This window comes from Providencia sp. PROV003, assembly GCF_045040775.1.
In the GTDB taxonomy this organism is placed as follows: Bacteria; Pseudomonadota; Gammaproteobacteria; order Enterobacterales; family Enterobacteriaceae; genus Providencia; species Providencia huashanensis.
The window spans coordinates 3878227-3900388 of the sequence record NZ_CP096369.1 but is presented as its reverse complement, the minus strand read 5'-3'; the positions used below and the strand labels follow the sequence as shown (position 1 = coordinate 3900388).

Genomic DNA, 22162 nt, shown 5'->3' with positions numbered 1-22162 from the left:
AATTGTACAACGTATTAATTTGATTCAGTATTATCAGGAAGAGTACTCTCAACTTCAATTGGAATAATCAGATCCGCATGATTACCTTTTGGCCCAATCGTTACGCTAAATTGCACTTTTTGACCTGCTTTTAAAGTCCGATAACCATCCATTTTAATGCAGGAATAATGAGCAAAAATATCTTCTCCGCCATCAGCCGGGCAAATAAAACCAAAGCCTTTTGCGTTATTGAACCACTTAACGATACCCGTCTCCATATTTTATCCTTTAGGTTTGCAAATAGTGTTTTACAGACATGTATAAAATACACACAACAACTAAGTATAAATACTCTGTTGATTGCTCGTAAAACATACTGTAGTAAATTGCCTTATAAGGTCAAGAGGCGAGTCTCAGTAATTATGGTAAAGTGTTAAGAATTCGATAAGCATTGACGGCTATTTTCTGTGATATTTGATATGGCTCACAGATTGCAAATCATAGAAGTGAGAGCGATTGCCATGCTACACTGTGGTTTATAGTACATATGATAAAAAATGACATACTAATCTAACCGTATAGTTTGATGGCATTATCAACTTGATTGGTGAAATCGTTGATAATAAAGACTATGCTAAAATTGAAATTTAACATTTAGTAAGACTGAGCAAGAAAGTAATGAGCGATTTTCTGGGCACATTTAAAACAGACGTCATTTTTAAAGATGAAGTAGAGCAAACCTTACAGCCACCATCGATGTATAAGGTATTATTAAATAATGACGATTATACTCCGATGGATTTTGTTGTCGAAGTGTTACAAAAATACTTTTCTTTTGATGAAGAACGCGCTACACAGATAATGTTAGATGTCCATATTCAAGGAAAGGGAGTTTGTGGAATTTTTACCGCAGAGGTTGCTGAAACAAAAGCGGCGCAAGTCAATACTTTTGCTCGTGAACATGAGTACCCTTTGCTTTGCACTATAGAGAAAGTTTGACTGGTTTAATATCAATTTTGGGAGGTGCTTATGCTCAATCAAGAACTGGAGCTTAGTTTAAATGTAGCTTTTACAAAAGCGAAAGATAGCCGCCATGAGTTTATGACAGTAGAGCACCTATTGCTGGCGTTATTGAGTAATATCTCTGCGCGCGAAGCTCTAGATGCTTGCAAGGTTGATCTTGTCGCGCTGCGCCAAGAACTGGAACACTTCATCGCGCAAACTACACCTTTGTTACCCGAAAATGATAACAGAGACACCCAACCTACTCTGAGTTTTCAACGTGTATTACAGCGAGCTGTTTTTCATGTGCAGTCATCTGGGCGCAACGAGGTCAGTGGTGCGAATGTCTTAGTCGCTATTTTTAGTGAACAAGAATCTCAAGCGGCATACTTATTGCGTAAGCATGATGTCAGTCGCTTAGATGTCGTCAATTATATCTCTCATGGCACAGTAAAAGGTGAGGGGCCTTCATCTGAACAAGATATTTCCCCGAGTAGTACTCCAAATGAAGAACAGCCGGTCTCAGAAGACCATATGGACAACTTCACGACTAACCTGAACCAGCAGGCTAAAAAAGGGAATATCGACCCACTGGTGGGACGGCAGGCAGAATTAGAGCGTACGATCCAAGTGCTATGTCGCCGCCGTAAAAATAACCCACTATTAGTCGGGGAGTCTGGCGTTGGTAAAACAGCAATCGCAGAGGGCTTAGCGTGGCGTATTGAGCAAGACGATGTCCCAGAAGTGATGAAAGGTTGCACTATTTATTCATTAGATATTGGCTCATTATTAGCGGGCACCAAATACCGCGGGGACTTTGAGAAACGCTTTAAAGCGCTGCTAAAAATGCTAGAAAAAGACCCGAAGAGTATTTTATTTATCGATGAAATACATACGATTATCGGTGCGGGTGCTGCATCCGGTGGTCAAGTTGACGCCGCTAATTTGATTAAGCCTTTGCTATCAGGTGGGCGTATTCGAGTCATTGGCTCAACGACATATCAAGAGTTTAGTAGTATTTTCGAGAAAGATAGGGCGTTAGCGCGTCGTTTTCAAAAAATTGATATTGTTGAACCTACACCAGAAGAAACTATTCGTATCATCACTGGGTTAAAGCCTAAGTATGAAGCGCATCATGATGTGCGTTATACCGCTAAAGCTATCCAAGCTGCTGTGGATTTATCTATTAAATACATCACAGACAGGCACCTACCAGATAAAGCAATTGATGTTATTGATGAAGCTGGAGCCCGTACGCGGCTTATTGCACCAAGTAAGCGTAAAAAAACCATTGGTGTACCTGAAATAGAAACCGTGGTGGCACGTATTGCACGTATCCCAGAAAAAACGGTTTCATCGAGTGATAAAGACAAACTGAAAACCCTTGATTCGCGTTTGAAAATGCTCGTATTTGGCCAAGACAATGCGATCAATGCATTATCGGAAGCCATTAAAATGAATCGAGCAGGTTTAGGGGTAGACAATAAACCTGTTGGCTCGTTTTTATTTGCAGGTCCAACTGGGGTTGGTAAAACAGAAGTCACCGTTCAGTTAGCTAAAGCACTAGATATCAAACTATTACGATTTGATATGTCTGAGTATATGGAGCGCCACACAGTTAGTCGTTTAATTGGTGCACCTCCGGGCTATGTCGGGTTTGACCAAGGCGGTTTACTGACTGATGCCGTTATTAAACATCCACATTCAGTGGTGTTATTGGATGAAATCGAAAAGGCACATCCTGATGTGTTTAATATTCTGCTGCAAGTAATGGATCACGGCACATTAACCGATAATAACGGCCGTAAGGCTGATTTTCGTAATGTAGTGGTGGTGATGACAACCAATGCTGGTGTGCAAGAAACACAACGTCGTTCCATTGGTTTTGCTGACCAAGACAACAGTACTGATGCGATGTCTGAGATTAAAAAAGTATTTTCTCCAGAGTTTCGTAATCGTCTAGATGGCATTATTTGGTTTAATTCGTTAACGCCTGAGATTATCACGCAAGTGGTTGATAAGTTTATTGTTGAATTACAAGTACAACTTGATGAGAAAGGGGTATCCATTGAGGTGAGCTCAGCGGCTCGCCGTTGGTTGTGTGAAAAAGGTTATGATAAAGCAATGGGCGCCCGACCTATGGCGCGCGCAATTCAGGATAACCTGAAAAAACCATTAGCAAATGAATTGCTATTTGGTTCATTAACCAATGGCGGCTCTGTAAGTATCGGGCTTGATGAAAAAAGTAACACACTGACATACAGCTTCAGTAGCGTGCACAAGGCCTCTCCGGAGGATGCGGTATTCTGACGAAATAGACCACAGGTGTGTCATGCACCTGTGGTAATGTCAGGCCTTGCCTGAAGAGAATATCAACGGCTACGGAAAATGATTCGGCCTTTGCTCAGGTCATAAGGAGTTAACTCTACAGTTACCTTGTCGCCTGTCAGGATGCGGATATAGTTTTTACGCATTTTACCAGAAATATGAGCAGTCACTACGTGACCGTTTTCTAGTTCAACACGGAACATTGTGTTTGGCAGGGTATCTAAAACTGTGCCCTGCATTTCAATATTGTCTTCTTTGGCCATCTAATCCTCTAAGTCTAATAACCGTGATTTTTAACGGGCAAGATAATGCCCAAAAACCCGCACTAAGTAAAGAAGTGTCGCATTTTAACACGATCTTTATTTTTTCATGGGGAATAAAATTATTGTAAAAACCAATTTTCACTAATTAAAAATTGGCGGTATTTCAATCGATTGCGGTAACCAGCAGGCGGGGTCAATCGCTTTGTTACGCCACCGATAAAGAATATGTAAAAAATCCCTACGGGATATCTCTTTTGCGCCCATCGAGGCGGTATGGTGGTTAAGTACCTGACAATCAAAAAGCTGCCCATTATAGCGCAAAAAATGAAAATAGAATGTAATAAAAGCAAATTTGGATGCATCATTCATTCTACTGAACATAGATTCCCCACAAAATAGGTGACCCATGTTCACGCCGTAAAGCCCCCCAACAAGTTGTGAGCCATGCCAAGCCTCAACAGAATGTGCGATCCCTTCTTGATGCAAAGCCAGATAACCGGCTTGTACTTCAGGTAAAATCCACGTACCTTCGGGACGGACAGAACAAGCTTCAATAACTTGCTTGAAAGCAGTGTTAATCGTAATGCGATAAATCTGTTTTTTTAACACTTTTTTCATTGAACGACTAATATGTAAATCGCCCACCATTAGCACAGCTCTGGGGTCTGGTGACCACCATAAAGGCATCTCTCCAGGATTAAACCAAGGAAAGATACCATCATAATAAGCAGCTTGCAGCCTTTTTGATGAAAGATCTCCCCCAATGGCTAATAAACCATTCGGTTCCCGCATCGCTTCAGACACGGGAGGAAATAAATTGGAGTCATCATCTAATTGGTACATATGCGCCTCAAAGGGGTTGCTGTACCCAATGGCGCTGGCGGAATTGGTAATACCGACCTTGCATATCTAACAGCGCTTGATGGGTGCCTTGTTCGACGATTTTACCATCATCCATCACACATATGTTATCCATTTCTTCTAGACCTTGCATCCGATGAGTAATGACAATCAAGGTTTTATCTGCACACTTTTCTTTTAGCAGTGCTAAAATTTGTTGCTCAGTTTGTGCATCAAGCCCTTCTGTCGGTTCATCCATAAGGACCAATGGAGTATTGTGTAATAGTGCCCGAGCAATCCCTAAGCGGCGTTGTTCCCCTCCAGATAATTGGCGGCCACCATCGCCCATCCATGCATTGAGTTTTAATTCGTTTTCTAACAAATTACCTAACCCAACTTGGCGAAGCACTTCATTAAGTTCTGCATCAGTCGCTTGTTCTTTTGCTAATAATAAATTATTACGCAAAGTATCACTAAACACATGAACGCGCTGTGGTACTACGGACATCACGCTGCGCAAGGCTTGTTCACTAAACTCATTGATGGGGTGACCATTGAGAGTAATGCTTCCACTGTCGACATCCCATGCGCGGGTAAGAAGCTGAAGCAAAGTAGATTTTCCACAGCCAGTCTTACCTAACAAGGCAAAATGTTGGCCTTTAGTCAAAGACAGGGAGACATTGTTCAGAACAGCAAAAGGCTGCTCTGGATAAGTAAACGAAATATTTTCAACCTCTAAGCTTTCTAGTGTTTCTATTGAATGGCTTTGGGTAGGGAAAGTCACTTCCGGTTTGGCTGTCATCAGTTGTGAAACTCGGGTGGCAGAAGCAATAACTTGGCCCATATGTTGGAAAGCAACAGCAACTGGGCCTAGCGCTTCAAAGGCTGCTAAGGCGCAGAAAACAAATAATGCGATTAATGCGCCAGGCTTTGTATCACCTCCTACATGCTCCGCAGCCATCCACAGCAATAATGTTGCGGTAATACCCGATGCAAACAAGATAACCGCTTGTGATAGCCCTGTAAGCGCAGCTTGTTGCTGTTGGCGAGCTTGCCAGCTATTTTCTATTCCCCACAAGGTTTGGCGAAAACGCGATGTTGCGCCAAATAATGTTAATTCCGCTTGCCCTTGTAGTGCAGACGTTAAAATAGTGCGGTAATTTCCACGTAATTCAGTCAGTTCTCGACCAATTGGTTTACCCGCACGATAAAAGACTATTGGCATGGTAAATAATAAAAATAACATGACCGCTCCCAGTGTCCACGCAAGGCGAGGGTCAAGATAACTTAAGCCAAAAATCAGCACGAAAGTCACGAAAAATGCAGTGATAATTGGTGATAACACCCGTAAATAGAGGTGATCAAGTGTTTCTACATCGGCAACAAGGCGGTTAAGTAATTCACCTTGGCGAAAGCGGCTGATCCCACCTGGGGAGAGTGGAAGTACTTTACTAAATGCAAAAACACGTAGGTGAGCTAAAACTTTAAACGTCGCATCGTGACTAACTAGGCGTTCTCCATAGCGACCAGCAGTACGGAAAATAGCAGCGCCACGTACACCTGCGGCAGGTAACATATAATTAAAGTAGTACAGCCCAGGGAAACCGGCAATTGCGGTACCTGCTAAAAACCAACCAGAAAGAGTTAACAGCCCAATACTGGCAAGTAGGGTCACAATGGCTAAAATAATGCCTAAGGTGATCAAAAACCAATGACGGCGATAAAGGGCTAAGAAGGGTAATAAAACTTTCATTATCAAAGCTCCTCACTGCGGTGGGCAAGTAACTGGGCAAACGCCCCTTCAGATTGACTGAGTTGTTTGTAATTACCCCGTTGAATGATTTGGCCATTAGCCATTACCCAAATTTGGTCGTAATCGATAGTTTCTTCCAGTAAATGGGTGACTAACAGGGTCGTCTGTTGCTCTGATAGCTGGTTTAGTGTTTGCATAACCCGTTGTTCGCTATGAGAATCAAGGCTTGCGGCGGGCTCATCTAACAGCAATAAACGCGATGGTTTCAATAAAACGCGAGCAACAGCAACTCGTTGTGCTTGCCCAACAGAAAGGCGAGCGGCGTAGTCGCCAAGCCGTGTATTTAAGCCATCAGGTAAGTGCGGTAAAAATTCAGAGACATAAGCATTATCAATAGCATGTTTAACTTCTGCTTCAGAAGCGTTAGGTTTACCTAAACAGATATTTTCAATCAGTGTTTGTTCGGGTAGATGTGGGTTTTGCCCAACCCAGCCAAGCAATTCACGCCACTTATCGGGGCATAATTCACTTAATTCAATGCCATTTACCGTGATTGAGCCGTTATAGGGTAAAAAACCCAATAGTAGATTGAGTAGAGAGCTTTTGCCCGCACCGCTTTGGCCTACTAAAGCAATACGTTGCTGTGGTTCAATACTAAAATCTAATGGCCCTGCAAGACACACCCCATCGTGCGATAAAATTTCTAGCTGCTTGGCTTCGATACGAATAGGTTCATTTGGAAGGGTTTTTGTACCTTGCTGGGCTTTTTGTTCCCCCTCGCTATTTAGCAATGTTTCTAACGTTTCAGCAGCTCCAACCGCTTGGGCTTTCGCATGGTAATATGTGCCGAGATCACGCAATGGCTGGAAGAATTCAGGGGAAAGAATGAGAGCTAAAAAACCCGCAAACAGTGTGACAGGTAAACCATAGCTACCGAAGTTCATTTCACCAAGGTATGAAAACCCGAAGTAGACGGCAACAACCGCAATAGAAATTGACGCAAAAAATTCGAGGACCCCAGAAGAGAGAAAGGCCATCCGCAGTACTTCCATGGTTCTAGAGCGAAAATCATCAGTTGACTCACGAATTTGCTGAATTTCTGCTTTTTCACGGAAGAATAATCGTAAAGTATCGAGGCCTCGCAACCTATCAAGAAAACTACCACTGAGGCGGCCTAATGCAATGAAATTACGCCTATTAGCATCCGCAGCGCCAAGCCCAACTAATGCCATAAAAATAGGAATAAGCGGTGCGGTCACGAATAAAATTAACGCAGCAGCCCAGTTAAAAGGAAAGATAGCAATCAAAATCATGATGGGGATAATACCCGCTAAATACATTTGAGGTAGATAGCGGGAGTAGTAGTCTTGCATATCTTCGATTTGTTCAAGAATAATGGTTGCCCAACTCCCCGCTGGTTTCCCTTTGACCCAAACGGGGCCTAATTCTTGGAGTTTATCTAGCACCATTGTGCGGATTTCTTGGCGTACAACTTGCCCACAGCGAAAGCCAATACGTTCTCGTATGTAAGTGACAATTGCACGAAGAATAAAGACGCTAATTAGTAGAATAAAAGGCGTTACAAGTTGTTCCCGTGGAGTGCCATCCATAATTAATGCTTGTAGGATAACGGCTAAAAACCACGCTTGAGCAATAATCAGTAAGCCACTAAGCATGCCCAACAGCATAGAGATCCGCAACCAGCGCTTCGCGGGAGCACTGTGTTGTTTTAACCAACGTACCAATTCAGTCTGTCTTGATTTATCCATAATGATTTAGTTAGCAGGTGTAGTTTTAATGTTATTGAGTGTAGTTAGATTATGCCAACCCAACGTCGCTTTCATCATTACTATATTGCGCTAGTCCCTATTTTAAACTGCACAAGAAAGATAATAGAGTGACCTAGCAACATAATTAATGACGATATGAAAACCAGTATTTTTGATCTTGCTCGGTAATTCGAGTTATTTAGGCTCCATCATAACAGCTTCATTAGGATATGTTACATAATAAAAGCACCTTATTTAAAGTGAACTGTGTTTTGTTATTAAATTGTTTTATAAAAGTAAATTTAATATTTCAGTCAGTCTTAAAAGATGAGGTTGGTTGAGATATTACTGTATTTTTATTTGATATGTAGATGGCTAAATGACATTCTGTTAAGCCATCTACATTTTTAGAAAAAATTAAGGGGTAGGGTCAATCATTAACCATTCTTTAGGTTTTAATTGAAAATGTCCGTCTAATAAATTATCCCAAGCTTTGTCTTTCGCTTGTACAGTATTAAACAAACGAGTTTGGTTATCGACTAACTCCCAGCTTTGTTCCTGTTGTTGCCAAATATTGCATTCAATACTGGCACTGGTGGGGTAGGTATAACACATAACAACATCATTTTGCCCATTTTGGTTGGCGTCTGCCATAAAGCCCATGCATGAGTATGGCTCATACTGTGATGTGCAATACCATTCGCCGGTGAGATTTTCACCGAGGTCAAACCAACTATCTGGTAATTTAGGGCTGTTTTTAGCTTGTATTAACACACCTTTCAATGGCTTACGTTGTTCTTCATTGTATGGGCTAGTTTGAAACGCTTCTGTGTATTCTGGGTTTTTATCTAATTGTTTATAGGCTTGTTCCCCATATTCACCTAAATGCTTTAAGTCGTATGCTAAAGAACTATTTACCTTAATTTTGCCGTTTTCAACCCCCGCTATGATACTGTTGACCGTGATCCTTTTAAAATCGGCAATCGGGCTATTGATGACCAAAATAATCGCTAGCAAAGACAAAATACCGACTTTGTTGATAGTACCTAGAGATGCCATCCATGCTGTTTTTTTGCGAAGAATTGCAAGGCTATAAGCAAGGACAATAGCGGATAAAAACAAGGCAATTGTGAAAGCGTATAAGCGCTCAATGCTCCAACTGTATTGGTTAACACGTGCAATGATCCCGTATAGAGACAGTGCTGAAAATGCATTGAGCAGAATAATGCTAAGGAGAACAAAACCATTTAGCCCCGGACGGAATCGGTATTGTGTACTGCCATCACCATATACGAAGTTAATAAAAATAAGGTTCAGGATAATAAACCACAGCATGACTGCCGAACCTAGACCGACGGAGGCTAAACCTGAGAAATATGAAATCACAAAACCCACTAAGAAAATGGCAGCGACTAGGTTAAGCAACGGTAAGAAAAATCGAGCAATAAAACTGGCAAAATTACTAAGTTGAATATCAAGTACAGCCCTTAAAAAGACCAAACTGATATTGAATCCAAGAGCAAAGCCTGCCCAATAGACTAATTCGTTATCTAGGATATCGTGCAAAAAATTGAGGTTTACAATGCCAAATAAAAAGCTAGCTAGCTTTATAATTAACGCTAATAGCCCACCAATGGCAGAGGATAAAATACCTAGGAAAGTATTTTTAATATATAAACCCATTAAGCAACTGTAATTGATTTTCCATGTTGCGCTTGTTTGTAACATTTGCATCCATGGCAACATGAAAAAGAATAAAACAGTCAGTGTGAGAAAGGCAAAAAATGGGTCTGCTTCTGTTGGCGTTTTAAAATCTTGGGCGTGCCAGTAGTTAATCCAGCAAGTTAACCCGACTGTAATTGCAATATTGAGATAAAAAATGGCGGATTTCGCATTAGTAATTAAGTAGCTAATGACCGAAGGAACAAAAATAGCGAGTAAGACTGGTAGATACACTGTTGTTGTACTTAACTGGCTATCATAACGGATAGAATAATCCGTGGTAGCTGCAATAATAACACCTTGGATTATTGCGAGAACTACAATAATAAAATAGGCATAACCACGAATATCATCACGCCCTAATTGCTGCCCCATATTTGTGCCTTGTTAAAGTTAATTTTATGTAAAAACAGTATAGATTGAATGTTTTGCACGCAATATAAACTTGCTCTTAAAATATAGAGCAATAGCAAGTTGTTAAGAAAAACTAGGGAGAGTAGGAAGGAATAAAAAAGGCTTTAATCTATTTAAGATTAAAGCCTAGGTGTTCGTTATAGATTATTTAGAAGCAAGCCCATCAAGGTAACGTTCTGCATCTAATGCTGCCATACAGCCTGTCCCTGCTGAGGTGATGGCTTGGCGGTATATATGGTCCATTACATCACCAGCGGCGAAAACACCTTCTACTGAGGTTTGGGTTGCATTACCTTGTGTGCCAGATTGGACTTTAATGTAACCATTGTCTAAGTCTAATTGTCCTTCAAAAATAGCGGTATTTGGGCTATGGCCGATAGCAATAAAGGCTCCCATTACAGGTATTTCTTCTGTTTCGTGGGTTTTAGTGCACTCAAGGCGTACACCCGTAACCCCCATGTCATCGCCGAGTACTTCGTTTAAAGTACGGTCGGTATGCAGAATAATATTGCCGTTTTCGACTTTATCCATTAAACGATTAATAAGGATTTTTTCTGCACGGAAGCTATCACGACGGTGGATCAAATGAACTTCTGAGGCAATATTCGATAAATATAGTGCTTCTTCAACCGCGGTATTTCCACCACCAACGACGGCGACTTTTTGGTTACGGTAAAAAAATCCATCACAAGTGGCACAAGCAGAGACCCCACGACCTTTAAAGGCTTCCTCTGAAGGTAAACCAATATAACGAGCGGAAGCTCCTGTTGCGATAATGAGGGCATCACAAGTATATTGATTTTCATCACCGATTAGTCGGAAAGGGCGTTGCTTTAAATCTACTTTTTGAATATGGTCAGAGATGATTTCAGTTTCAAATTTAACTGCGTGCTCATGCATGCGCTCCATTAGCATCGGTCCAGTAAGCCCTTCAGGGTCGCCTGGCCAGTTTTCAACTTCAGTGGTGGTAGTTAACTGACCACCTTTTTCCACCCCAGTAATCAGGGCTGGGCTTAAATTTGCGCGTGCAGCATAGACTGCGGCAGTATAACCTGCGGGGCCTGAACCTAGAATGATTAACTTGCGATGTGTGGTTGTGCTCATGAATTCCTCTTTTAATCTAAAAAAAAGCGTTAACAGGATTGTAGGAGAAATAGCAGGTTAACAAAAGTGGTTTAAGTGCGAGTGAGTGTCATGCCACTAATTTCTATGATAGGCAATACCTACTAATTGTAAAAAAATGTAGCAAAAAGTTGAATATGTCACGCTTCACAATTTTTAGGAATTATCTTGAATTAAGGCTGCGAAACGTTTTACTGGAAAAAAAAGCGAAATCTTGTACTGATTTTTATTCATTTGCTTTGACAATCGGCTGCGCATTTGCGAAAACATCTGTGTAAGAGTTAATTATCTAGCAGGTCAATGGAAATGGCGCATTTTTGTTCTTACTGGAAAGTTAACTTTACGCTACTTACAAACTTAAAAAATGAGTCAAAATTGTGGGTGATAATTACATTCACACGAAATTCAGCACTATGAATAAAATTTGCTCCTGAACACGGTTCCCTAAATATAAAAGGTGCGGCTAAGGTGCTATTTTATAGATGTAGAAAATAACAATTAGAGAAAGAGAGATTAAGAGATGATTGACAATAAAAAGCGTCCAGGCAAAGACCTTGACCGTATCGACAGGAATATATTAAACGAACTACAAAAAGACGGGCGAATTTCTAACGTAGAATTGTCTAAGCGTGTTGGTTTATCACCGACACCGTGTTTAGAGCGTGTGCGTCGTCTTGAAAGACAAGGGTTTATTTCTGGCTATACCGCCTTGTTAAATCCACATTACTTAGATGCATCCCTATTAGTGTTCGTTGAGATTACACTGAATCGTGGTGCACCAGACGTGTTCGAACAATTCAATACAGCAGTTCAAAAGCTTGAAGAAATTCAAGAATGTCACCTTGTTTCTGGTGATTTTGACTACTTGTTGAAAACGCGTGTGCCAGATATGTCCGCATATCGTAAGCTGCTAGGTGAAACTCTTTTACGCTTACCTGGTGTAAACGATACTCGTACCTACGTGGTTATGGAAGAAGTTAAACAAAGTAACCGTTTAGTGATTAAAACACGCTAATTTTTACTTTTTTAACCTCACTTCAGCACAGCATTTTCAGCTTTGTTGTCGCACTGCAGTTTCAACGCTGAGTTTACTCAGCGTTGTTCCGTTTTAATACAGTAAAAACATTGTGTTATTCACCCTCAAGTGTCTCATTTAATCGCAAATCTAACCGCGTTGACATTTGTTTGCTAAAATTACTTAGTAAACAAGGAGTATTGTTTCCAATTAATTGATTTTAAATCTATAAATATTTAGGATTTTTAACGGGAAATAGAAATTGAATCCTTATGCGTTAGATGAAATACTGAAACTTGTCGTTCCTGTGATGCATTGATTTACTTCCGTAACGGTAAAACAGGCACAGCAAGGCGATTAATGTTAGAATAAACATAAATCAGTAAAGAACATCAGTCAGCAAAGAAACAATAATGAGCCAAGAATACACAGAAGATAAACACATCAAATTTAAAAAATTAAGTAGCGGTAGGCGGCTATTAGAGGTTATTTTGCTCGCAATTTGCTTGAGCGCTATCTTTTTAATGGTTGCTTTATTGAGTTTCAGCCCTTCGGACCCAAGTTGGTCCCAAACCACATGGAATGCGCCCGTAAAGAATTTAGGTGGTAGTGTTGGCTCATGGAGCGCGGATATTCTTTTTTCTGCTTTTGGTATTCTTGCTTTTGCAATTCCTCCCTTATTAATTCTCGGTTGCTGGGCTATTTTCCAATACGAAAGTCAGCGTCGCTATATTGATTTCTTCTCTCTTTCTCTAAGGTTAATTGGTGGGTTAGCGCTAATTTTATCCTCTTGTGGGCTAGCTGCACTGAATTTTGATGATTTACCTAACTTTGCTTCAGGCGGTGTTATTGGTAGCGTGTTTAGTAACGCAATAATGCCGTGGTTTAACTCATTAGGTGCAACACTTGCATTGCTGTTCTTATGGGCTATTAGTTTTACGTTATTTACAGGTTGGTCATGGCTGACAATTGCAGAAAAAATTGGATCTGCCGTCCTTTTTCCTATCGCTTTATTAACAAATAGGGCGAGGGGTGATGACTTAGATGACTATGATGTAGATGTCGAAGAAACCGAAGGTGCGTTACAACGTGCGCAAGAAGCAGAGCATAGGGCTAACAATTACCCAGATACTATAGACCCAGATGACGTTTTATTTTCTGCGCCTACTGTTGCCGAGTTGGTGACTGAAGTATCCCCTGCACCAGAGGCAGAGTCTACCGAAAATACAGCGGTTACTGAAGGGGCAACGCCAATAGCGGCTCAAGGTGTACCAGAACAAGAAACGGTGCCATCGTTTTCTGCTATTGATGAGCCTAATACCTATCATTTTGAAGTGCCTGAAGATTACCAACCTCAATTAGGTTCTGGTTTTGAGGAAACGACACCAATATCGGATGAACCTCCTGTTCATCAATCAAACGCGACATCCACGCCATTTGAATATCACGCTAATGAGCATATAACACCACAAAATCAAGCTGATGTTCCTCATCAAGAACAGTCAAATAATCAAATAGAGCCTCAAAGGCCACAATATAACTCGTTTGAGCCACAATCACTTTCATCGCCATCGATGAATGTTAGTGATGTCGCGAGTGCTGTAAGTTCAACAGTGACGGAGCGTGTTTCAGACCCAGCGGCCATTGCTGCTGCGGGGATTTCCATTGCCGCACTTGAACGCCACGCCCAAGTAAAACAAACAGTAGAGCCTGAATTACCAAGGCCAAACCCTGTTCGTTTACCTACTCGTCGTGAACTTTACGGTATCCGTATCCCTTCTCAGCGTGATGCTGAGTTGCAACGCCGCCAAGAAGAGGCGTTAAAACGCGAGCAAGCGTATCAACAGTGGTCCGCAGGTGAGCAGGAGTCCTCTGAAACGGAAGAGGAAGCACAGCAAGATGAATTGCTACGAGCTCAGTTCTTAGAGCAACAACGAGAGCGTTATGGTGATATCGATGAAACTGACTATGAATCGCCGGTATTTAGCGCACAACCGAGCGTTGCAGAACAACAGCAGCAAGATGAACCATCTGAATCAGGTTCTTTGACGCAGCCAGAAATTGAGCATCGTTGGCCATCAGCGTCAGCATTTTCTAATAATACTCACACAATACCCGCATCAACTGAATCCACTCCTGCAGTCGATGACGTGTACAAAAATAGCTTTGCAGAAGATGAACATTCCCAGATATCTGATCACTTTGAATCTAAGGTTGATTTGAAAAAAGAGTTTTCCGTGCTGGGTAGTTTTTCTCCAGTTGATGATCTGGTAGACGATGAACCAGCTGACCCATTATTTATGCCTTCATTTAGTGCGGTGCCAGTTCCTTCGGAAAATTCACAAAATAATATTCATGAAGGTCTTGGCAATTCGTCAACATCGGCACACACTTTTGCGCAGCCACAGCAGCCACAGCAGCCACAGCAGCCACAGCAGCCACAGCAGCCACAGCAGCCACAGCAGCCACAGCAGCCACAGCAGCCACAGCAGCCACAGCCACAGCAGCCACAGCAGCCACAGCAGCCACAGCAGCCACAGCAAGATAGCTTATTCCACCCGTTTTTGGTGCGAAATGATCAACCTTTACCAAAACCAACAACACCAATGCCATCCCTTGACTTACTGGCGAGCCCACCTGAACAGGAAGAACCAGTCGACATGTTTAAACTTGAGCAAACCGCTAGGTTAATCGAAGCTCGGTTAAATGACTATCGGGTGAAAGCTGAGGTTGTTGGTTTCTCCCCAGGGCCTGTGATCACGCGTTTTGAACTGGATTTGGCACCCGGTGTGAAAGCCGCTCGTATATCAACATTATCACGAGACCTTGCACGCTCTTTATCTACAGTGGCAGTACGTGTTGTGGAAGTGATACCGGGTAAGCCGTACGTTGGGCTTGAACTCCCTAACGAAAAACGCCAAACGGTTTATTTAAGTGAAGTTTTAGACTGCGATGACTTTAGGAAAAACCCTTCGCCATTAACGATTGTGTTAGGTAAAGATATCGAAGGTGACCCCGTGGTTGCTGATTTAGCAAAAATGCCGCATTTATTAGTAGCAGGTACCACTGGGTCAGGTAAATCCGTTGGTGTCAACGCCATGATCCTCAGTATTTTGTATAAAGCGAAGCCCGAAGATGTCCGCTTTATTATGATTGACCCGAAAATGTTGGAGCTTTCCATCTATGAAGGGATCCCGCATTTATTGACAGAAGTCGTTACCGACATGAAAGACGCTGCTAATGCATTACGTTGGTGTGTGAATGAAATGGAACGTCGTTATAAGCTAATGTCTGCTCTCGGTGTACGTAACCTTGCGGGTTATAATGATAAAATTAAAGCAGCCGAAGAGATGGGGCGTCCAATACCTGATCCGCATTGGAAACCTAGTGATAGCATGGAAATTGAACATCCTATGCTGAAAAAAGAACCTTATATCGTTGTTATGGTTGATGAATTTGCTGATTTAATGATGACAGCAGGTAAAAAAGTTGAGGAGCTAATTGCTCGATTGGCACAAAAAGCCCGAGCAGCAGGTATTCACCTTGTTCTTGCAACGCAACGTCCGTCTGTCGACATTATCACTGGGTTGATCAAAGCAAACATCCCTACTCGTATTGCATTTACTGTTTCCAGTAAAATAGACTCTCGTACTATCCTTGACCAAGGCGGTGCTGAGTCCCTATTAGGGATGGGGGATATGCTATATCTTCCGCCAAACTCATCAATCCCTATGCGTGTACACGGTGCTTTTGTTCGTGACCAAGAGGTTCATGCGGTTGTGAATGATTGGAAGGCGCGTGGGAAACCACAATATATTGATAACATTACCACTTGTAGTGATGATAACGAAGGTGGGGGCTATGATAGTGGTGGGGAAGAACTTGACCCATTATTTGACCAAGCTGTAGAGTTTGTGGTTGAAAAACAACGTGTTTCTATTTCCGGTGTTCAACGTCAATTTAGGATTGGCTATAACCGCGCCGCAAGGATTGTTGAGCAAATGGAGATCCAAGGTATTGTGAGTGAACAAGGTCATAACGGGAATCGTGAAGTCCTTGCGCCACCGTCAATGGGGCATTAAAAATAGGTTAATAGCTTAATCATTTAGTGTGCTGATTGTTGGTTTAATTTTAGGGGTGTATAACGTTATCACACCTCTTAGGGTCATAACTTAAGGTCATTGTTCGATGAAAAAAATGATGTTATTAGGCGTACTCGCCTTCAGTTTACATATCGGCCAAGTACTGGCCGACGCCAGCCAAGACCTACAAGCTCGTCTGAACAAGGTCAATAGCTTCCAAGCCAGTTTTTCACAGAAGGTGACTAGCCCTGAAGGGGATCTTGTTCAAGAAGGTGTTGGGGATTTATGGCTTGAACGCCCGAATTTATTCAATTGGAATATGACATCACCTGATGAAAGTGTATTAGTCTCGGACGGCAAAAACTTGTGGTTTTATAACCCTTTTGTTGAACAAGTTACGGTAACTAATTTGGCCGATGCCACACAAGACACGCCATTTTTATTAATCACTCGTAATGATCCTAAAGATTGGAAGCAGTATTCAATTATTCAGCAAGGTAACACGTTTGATTTAAAACCAAAGCAAACTAATGGCACCTTGAAACGCTTTTCAATCACAGTCTCACCAGAAGGGACAATTGAAAAATTTTCGGCAGTGGAACAGGATGGGCAAGTCAGTGCTTATCAGTTAAAAGAACAAAAAAATGGTCCTGTTGATGCAAGTAAATTCAAATTTACGATGCCTAAAGGGGTGACCTTAGATGACCAGCGACCGAATGCAAAATAACCAATAGTAACGACAATAATCATCAGGTTTTAATGGCCTGGTGATTTGCACTTCTTTATTTTTAAGACGTAAAAAAGAGGATCTCGTGGGTAACCTGTCTCTCGATTTTTCGCAGAATGAATTCCAACCTTTAGCAGCAAGAATGCGGCCTGAAACCCTTGAGCAATACATTGGCCAAAAGCATTTGCTAGCGGAGGGGAAACCATTACCACGCGCTATTAAAGCAGGGCATTTGCACTCCATGATTTTATGGGGGCCACCGGGGACAGGTAAAACGACTCTTGCTGAAGTGATTGGCCATTATGCTCAGGCTGACATAGAGCGTATTTCTGCTGTTACCTCAGGTGTTAAAGAAATCCGTGAGTCAATAGAAAAAGCACGCCAAAACCGTAGCGCAGGCCGCAGAACAATTTTATTTGTGGATGAAGTTCATCGTTTTAATAAAAGCCAGCAAGATGCTTTTTTACCTCATATCGAAGATGGCACGATCACATTCATTGGGGCGACAACAGAGAACCCTTCATTTGAGTTGAATTCTGCACTACTTTCGCGCGCAAGGGTTTATTTACTTAAGTCACTGGAAGAAGCGGATATTGAGCTAGTATTGTTACAAGCCTTAGCTGATACAGAAAGAGGGCTAGGTGGGCAAAATATTCTTCTACCTGACAGTACACGTAAAATTATTGCACAGTTAGTTAATGGCGATGCTCGGCGCTCATTGAATTTATTGGAAATGATGGCCGATATGGCTGAAGCCGATAGCCAAGGCCAACGTATTTTGACCGCTGACTTACTGAAAGAAGTCAGTGGTGAACGTACTGCACGCTTCGATAATAAAGGTGACCGTTATTACGATTTAATTTCTGCATTGCATAAGTCAGTAAGAGGCTCGGCCCCTGACGCCGCGCTCTATTGGTATGCAAGGATCATTACGGCGGGGGGAGATCCACTTTATGTCGCACGCCGCTTGTTAGCAATAGCTTCTGAAGATGTCGGGAATGCCGACCCTCGGGCTATGCAAGTGGCCATTTCTGCATGGGATTGTTTTACCCGAGTGGGGCCCGCAGAAGGTGAGCGTGCAATTGCCCAAGCGATTATTTACCTTGCCTGCGCTCCAAAAAGTAATGCTGTCTACACCGCATATAAAGCAGCTATTAAAGATGCTCAAATGCAGCCCGACTACGATGTCCCTGAGCATTTACGCAACGCCCCAACTAAGTTGTTAAAAGAAATGGGGGCAGGGAAAGGGTATCGTTATGCTCATGATGAGCCTAATGCTTACGCTGCTGGGGAAAACTACTTTCCTGAGCCAATGCAGGCAACGCGTTATTATTACCCTGAAAAACGAGGGCAAGAGAGCAAGTTTGCTGAAAAATTAGACTGGTTAGCCCAACAGGATCAAAATAGTGCCATAAAACGCTATCGCTAAACTGGGCAATGCGGTAAGGTTATATAGCCAATTACTATACTTTTATTTATAACGCTGGAATGCGTTATATTAAGTACCATCAATAACTAACAATTATCACAGGATAAGCATGCTCGATCCAAATTTACTGCGTACGGAGCTAGACGCGGTTGCTGAAAAACTGGCTCGCAGGGGTTTTACCCTTGATGTGGAAAAGCTGCGTGAATTAGAAGAACGCCGCAAAGTTTTACAAGTTGAAACTGAAACCCTGCAAGCAGACCGTAACTCGCGATCGAAAACTATCGGTGCGGCTAAGGCACGTGGTGAAGATATTGAGCCATTACGTCAAGAAGTTAACTTATTAGGCGAAAAATTGGATTCTGCTAAGGCAGAATTAGACAAGCTGCAACAAGAAATCCGTGATATTGCATTGAGTATCCCGAATATTCCTGATGACCAAGTTCCTGATGGCAAAGATGATTCCGACAATGTTGAGGTTGCGCGTTGGGGTAAACCTCGTGAATATGATTTTGAAGTTAAAGATCACGTTAGCCTAGGCGAATTAACAGGGGGCCTAGACTTCCCTGCTGCGGTAAAACTGACCGGTGCACGCTTCGTGGTGATGAAAGGGCAAATAGCCCGTATGCACCGTGCGTTAGCCCAATTTATGTTGGATTTACATACAGAGCAGCACGGTTATCAAGAGCTATATGTTCCGTATTTGGTCAATCATGATACGCTGTACGGTACCGGCCAATTACCAAAGTTTGGTGAAGATTTATTCCATACCAAACCGTTGGAAGAAGAAGCAGACAGCAGCACTTATGCGTTGATCCCAACAGCAGAAGTCCCTGTTACTAACTTAGTACGGGATGAAATTTTAGATGAAAATGATCTTCCGCTAAAAATGACTGCACATACACCTTGTTTCCGTTCTGAAGCGGGTTCATATGGTCGGGATACTCGTGGTCTTATCCGTATGCACCAGTTCGACAAAGTTGAGCTTGTACAAATAGTTCACCCTGAAAAATCGATGGATGCACTGGAAGAGCTAACAGGTCACGCTGAGAAGGTTCTGCAATTATTGAACTTACCTTACCGTAAAGTGATTTTATGTACTGGTGATATTGGTTTCGGTTCACGCAAAACTTACGACTTAGAAGTATGGTTACCAGCTCAAAATACATACCGTGAGATTTCTTCTTGTTCAAACATGTGGGATTTCCAAGCACGTCGTATGCAAGCGCGTTTCCGTGGTAAGAGTGATAAGAAAACTCAACTAGTTCATACGCTAAATGGTTCTGGTTTAGCCGTTGGTCGTACATTGGTGGCGATTTTAGAAAACTACCAATTAGCAGATGGCCGTATTGAAGTTCCAGAAGTATTACGCCCATATATGAAAGGCCTAGAATATATCGGTTAATTTCCGTTATTCTTTCAAAAGTTAAACGCGGCTCATAGTGGTCGCGTTTTTTTTGCAAATTTAACGTGTTCTGAATAAGTATCTTCAGGTTAAACCTGAGCCCCCTTTCACTGAATGACTAAATATGCCAATATTTAATTCATTTTCTAACCCACCCATTCATTCACCTACAGATTGCAATGTAAGATAAGTTAGTTCCTCTCCATGGCTGATGCTTCCTGCATTAGCGACATTAACACAGTTTCAAATCAGTGATATCGAAATACATGGAAAACAACTCGAATTTATTAAAGGAGGAAGAAAATTATTATTTAAAGAAATATATGTGGATTTGTAGGGGATAGTAAAAAGGAAAGCATATGCTTTCCTTTTTTAGATTTAATGATTTAGCAAAATCGCTAAATCATCATACCTTGGCTTATTTTACTTGGGAGAAAAACAGGCTACGGTAGCTGCTGTAATAACAAGCATACATAATTGGCATAGAAACTAACAGACCTAAACCTAAAGGAATAACTGAAATTATCATTAGGATTGAAATAACGATAAAGAACAGAATGCCTGGCAGGATGTTTTTCTTAACAGCTTGTAAGCTGGCAGAAATTGCAGCGCCAACAGTAAAGTTATGGTTCATTACCAGTGCAGGTGCAAACCAAGTTAATGCGGTACCGACTAATGCAGCAACAGCCATAATAATGATTGCAAAGAAGAATGTACCTGAAGACGCAAGGATTGCAGCATCAGATGGTGAGCCATATTGGTTGCTTTCCATCAATAAACCAAACATAGCGGAACCACCAATAATAAAGGCGATGATCATACCCACTAAGTTAGCGGCAAAGTTGATTGCACCAACGGCAAATAGGGTACCGAATTTATTTTGGAAACCGGCGAATAGTAAGCCAATTTCAGCTTGACCTGTTTTACGCTGGTTTTCACAGATTGCAATAATACCGCCAATAAAAATAGGAGTAATAAAGGTAATCAGTAAATTAAGGAAAGGGATCATCGAAATGATAAAGATTAATGCAAATAGTACGATGTTAATCAAGATCCACATACCCAGTTTCTCTTTAACGAGAGACCATGATTGGCTGATCCAGTTAACCCCTTCACCAGCATCTACCGCGCGAGGCTCAGCATGGAAAACAAAAGTATCAGTTTGATTTTGTGGGTCAATTGTAGGTGCAGGGTTGTTATCTGCACTAAAGTTTTCATTATTCATGATAAAAAAGGAACCTATTTTTCGTAGTGAGTTAGCAATATATTATTATAGATAAGTGTTTTGAGTTTATGTCACTCTTGTTACTTATTGGCAGTAGTATGCAGATAAGTGAGTACATTATAAAGCAGACAATTCTGGTAAGGTATTTATGTTTAATTATTTTTTCAATAAAAAGTATTTTGTTAAAAAATCCAAATAGACAATATTTTATCAATGACAACAAACAATTGGCTTTTTAAGTTGGTATAAAATACTGTTTTTTGTTTTTATAACACATTAATAGAGCATTAAATCATTCTTAATTGAAATACATTACCCATGAAAACAACATGGTTAATATTGGTAATTTTTATAAACTAATACTCGATATTGGGCAGATATCTGATGGTTTAATTTCTTTCAGTAGAAACATACGTTGTAATTCCTTTATTTAAAAGGAACGTAATCGGTATATTGAAATAAGGTATTTATATTAATTTTTTCGGGTTAATCGCACTATATTGTTGAACGTAGGGTTTGTACTAATCAAAATTAGTAGGAAAACTAAGTCAAGATATGTACCTGTGTGGTGAAGTGGGAGTATAGGTATAAAGCCAGTACCTAGCATATTGGGTATGTTTTTTATGGTACAGCTGTGGAGGTTGTTCTATTGGGAAAATATCAATTCTCCCATACAACTGATACCTTTATGCCTGAACTCTTTGACTAGCCAGTCGTGAAGGGTTAAATGAGCACTTCGACACGATCTTTATCTGAGCTAGTCTGAATACAAATGGTTTGGATATTAAGTCGCGCATCGTTCTTCCAAATTCAGTGTGCTCATCGCCTTTAGTTATATTTTTATTATTGATCTGAAAAATGCTTGCTTTGTTTCTGTATCACGAAAGGAGGTTGTCATGCTTTTCTATATCACTGTAGCTGCTTCAAAATAACTAAAAGTGGCTCCATATTTAACAAATCTCAGTTACATCAGTGAACTTGTCGCATCATCAACGTAAATTAGAGCTGCTCTAGACTAGAGCACGACCTTTAAACCAGCGATTGCTATAGTTGAGATAGCGCTTTTTAGTACCAATAAAACACTAATCTA

At 41.3% G+C, this 22162-nt stretch carries 15 protein-coding genes and 1 pseudogene; 7 read left to right on the top strand and 9 right to left on the bottom strand.

Features of this window, described 5'->3' with window-relative positions; translation table 11 throughout:
- Positions 1–14: 14 nt before the first annotated feature.
- Positions 15–257 (bottom strand): cold shock domain-containing protein CspD, encoded by a 243-nt coding sequence (gene cspD / locus M1F14_RS17905; RefSeq protein WP_042846514.1) that lies wholly within the window; start codon positions 255–257, stop codon positions 15–17.
- A 400-nt stretch (positions 258–657) separates the two neighbouring features.
- Here cspD and clpS point away from each other — a divergent pair, with 400 nt between their 5' ends.
- Positions 658–978: an ATP-dependent Clp protease adapter ClpS gene (gene clpS, locus M1F14_RS17900; protein WP_042846513.1), complete on the top strand. Its 321-nt coding sequence runs from the start codon at positions 658–660 to the stop codon at positions 976–978.
- 30 nt (positions 979–1008) lie between these two features.
- On the top strand, positions 1009–3291 hold the full coding sequence (gene clpA / locus M1F14_RS17895; protein WP_048606557.1) for an ATP-dependent Clp protease ATP-binding subunit ClpA: 2283 nt from the start codon (positions 1009–1011) through the stop codon (positions 3289–3291).
- A gap of 62 nt (positions 3292–3353) precedes the next feature.
- Here clpA and infA read toward each other — a convergent pair whose 3' ends face one another.
- From infA to trxB, 6 genes are all read right to left on the bottom strand, one after another.
- Complete coding sequence (gene infA, locus M1F14_RS17890; RefSeq protein WP_004244560.1) at positions 3354–3572, bottom strand: translation initiation factor IF-1; 219 nt, start codon at positions 3570–3572, stop codon at positions 3354–3356.
- Between the two features lie 141 nt (positions 3573–3713).
- Positions 3714–4415 (bottom strand): leucyl/phenylalanyl-tRNA--protein transferase, encoded by a 702-nt coding sequence (gene aat, locus M1F14_RS17885; protein WP_042846511.1) that lies wholly within the window; start codon positions 4413–4415, stop codon positions 3714–3716.
- A 7-nt stretch (positions 4416–4422) separates the two neighbouring features.
- A complete protein-coding gene (locus M1F14_RS17880) occupies positions 4423–6165 on the bottom strand; it encodes a heme ABC transporter ATP-binding protein/permease CydC (RefSeq protein WP_181469162.1) in 1743 nt (580 codons plus the stop codon).
- A gap of 2 nt (positions 6166–6167) precedes the next feature.
- Entirely contained in the window at positions 6168–7934 is a 1767-nt protein-coding gene (locus M1F14_RS17875) for a heme ABC transporter permease/ATP-binding protein CydD (protein ID WP_071547881.1), read from the bottom strand.
- A 417-nt stretch (positions 7935–8351) separates the two neighbouring features.
- Entirely contained in the window at positions 8352–10031 is a 1680-nt protein-coding gene (locus M1F14_RS17870) for a DUF4153 domain-containing protein (RefSeq protein WP_048606565.1), read from the bottom strand.
- Positions 10032–10214: 183 nt separating this feature from the next.
- On the bottom strand, positions 10215–11174 hold the full coding sequence (gene trxB, locus M1F14_RS17865; RefSeq protein ID WP_042846507.1) for a thioredoxin-disulfide reductase: 960 nt from the start codon (positions 11172–11174) through the stop codon (positions 10215–10217).
- A 538-nt stretch (positions 11175–11712) separates the two neighbouring features.
- Here trxB and lrp point away from each other — a divergent pair.
- The 5 genes from lrp to serS all read left to right on the top strand — a co-directional run bounded on the left by lrp (position 11713) and on the right by serS (position 19847).
- Positions 11713–12207 (top strand): leucine-responsive transcriptional regulator Lrp, encoded by a 495-nt coding sequence (gene lrp, locus M1F14_RS17860; RefSeq protein WP_004918089.1) that lies wholly within the window; start codon positions 11713–11715, stop codon positions 12205–12207.
- Between the two features lie 413 nt (positions 12208–12620).
- A complete protein-coding gene (locus M1F14_RS17855) occupies positions 12621–16289 on the top strand; it encodes a DNA translocase FtsK 4TM domain-containing protein (protein WP_405127792.1) in 3669 nt (1222 codons plus the stop codon).
- Positions 16290–16395: 106 nt separating this feature from the next.
- Positions 16396–17016: an outer membrane lipoprotein chaperone LolA gene (lolA, locus tag M1F14_RS17850; RefSeq protein WP_042846505.1), complete on the top strand. Its 621-nt coding sequence runs from the start codon at positions 16396–16398 to the stop codon at positions 17014–17016.
- 85 nt (positions 17017–17101) lie between these two features.
- Entirely contained in the window at positions 17102–18445 is a 1344-nt protein-coding gene (locus M1F14_RS17845) for a replication-associated recombination protein A (protein WP_042846504.1), read from the top strand.
- Between the two features lie 109 nt (positions 18446–18554).
- Positions 18555–19847 carry a serine--tRNA ligase gene (serS, locus tag M1F14_RS17840; RefSeq protein WP_042846503.1) on the top strand — a complete coding sequence of 431 codons (1293 nt, stop codon included), beginning with the start codon at positions 18555–18557 and terminating at the stop codon, positions 19845–19847.
- A 418-nt stretch (positions 19848–20265) separates the two neighbouring features.
- Here the strand turns inward: serS and M1F14_RS17835 are convergent, their stop codons facing one another.
- Complete coding sequence (locus M1F14_RS17835) at positions 20266–21072, bottom strand: BPSS1780 family membrane protein (protein ID WP_042846502.1); 807 nt, start codon at positions 21070–21072, stop codon at positions 20266–20268.
- A gap of 670 nt (positions 21073–21742) precedes the next feature.
- A pseudogene (locus M1F14_RS17830) lies at positions 21743–22078 on the bottom strand (ISNCY family transposase); the annotation flags it as partial.
- Positions 22079–22162: the final 84 nt, after the last annotated feature.

Coding starts and splice junctions, on each gene's coding strand:
- cspD (WP_042846514.1), bottom strand. CDS start 257: ATGGAGACGGGTATCGTTAAGTGGTTCAATAACGCAAAAGGCTTTGGT.
- clpS (WP_042846513.1), top strand. CDS start 658: ATGAGCGATTTTCTGGGCACATTTAAAACAGACGTCATTTTTAAAGAT.
- clpA (WP_048606557.1), top strand. CDS start 1,009: ATGCTCAATCAAGAACTGGAGCTTAGTTTAAATGTAGCTTTTACAAAA.
- infA (WP_004244560.1), bottom strand. CDS start 3,572: ATGGCCAAAGAAGACAATATTGAAATGCAGGGCACAGTTTTAGATACC.
- aat (WP_042846511.1), bottom strand. CDS start 4,415: ATGTACCAATTAGATGATGACTCCAATTTATTTCCTCCCGTGTCTGAA.
- M1F14_RS17880 (WP_181469162.1), bottom strand. CDS start 6,165: ATGAAAGTTTTATTACCCTTCTTAGCCCTTTATCGCCGTCATTGGTTT.
- M1F14_RS17875 (WP_071547881.1), bottom strand. CDS start 7,934: ATGGATAAATCAAGACAGACTGAATTGGTACGTTGGTTAAAACAACAC.
- M1F14_RS17870 (WP_048606565.1), bottom strand. CDS start 10,031: ATGGGGCAGCAATTAGGGCGTGATGATATTCGTGGTTATGCCTATTTT.
- trxB (WP_042846507.1), bottom strand. CDS start 11,174: ATGAGCACAACCACACATCGCAAGTTAATCATTCTAGGTTCAGGCCCC.
- lrp (WP_004918089.1), top strand. CDS start 11,713: ATGATTGACAATAAAAAGCGTCCAGGCAAAGACCTTGACCGTATCGAC.
- M1F14_RS17855 (WP_405127792.1), top strand. CDS start 12,621: ATGAGCCAAGAATACACAGAAGATAAACACATCAAATTTAAAAAATTA.
- lolA (WP_042846505.1), top strand. CDS start 16,396: ATGAAAAAAATGATGTTATTAGGCGTACTCGCCTTCAGTTTACATATC.
- serS (WP_042846503.1), top strand. CDS start 18,555: ATGCTCGATCCAAATTTACTGCGTACGGAGCTAGACGCGGTTGCTGAA.
- M1F14_RS17835 (WP_042846502.1), bottom strand. CDS start 21,072: ATGAATAATGAAAACTTTAGTGCAGATAACAACCCTGCACCTACAATT.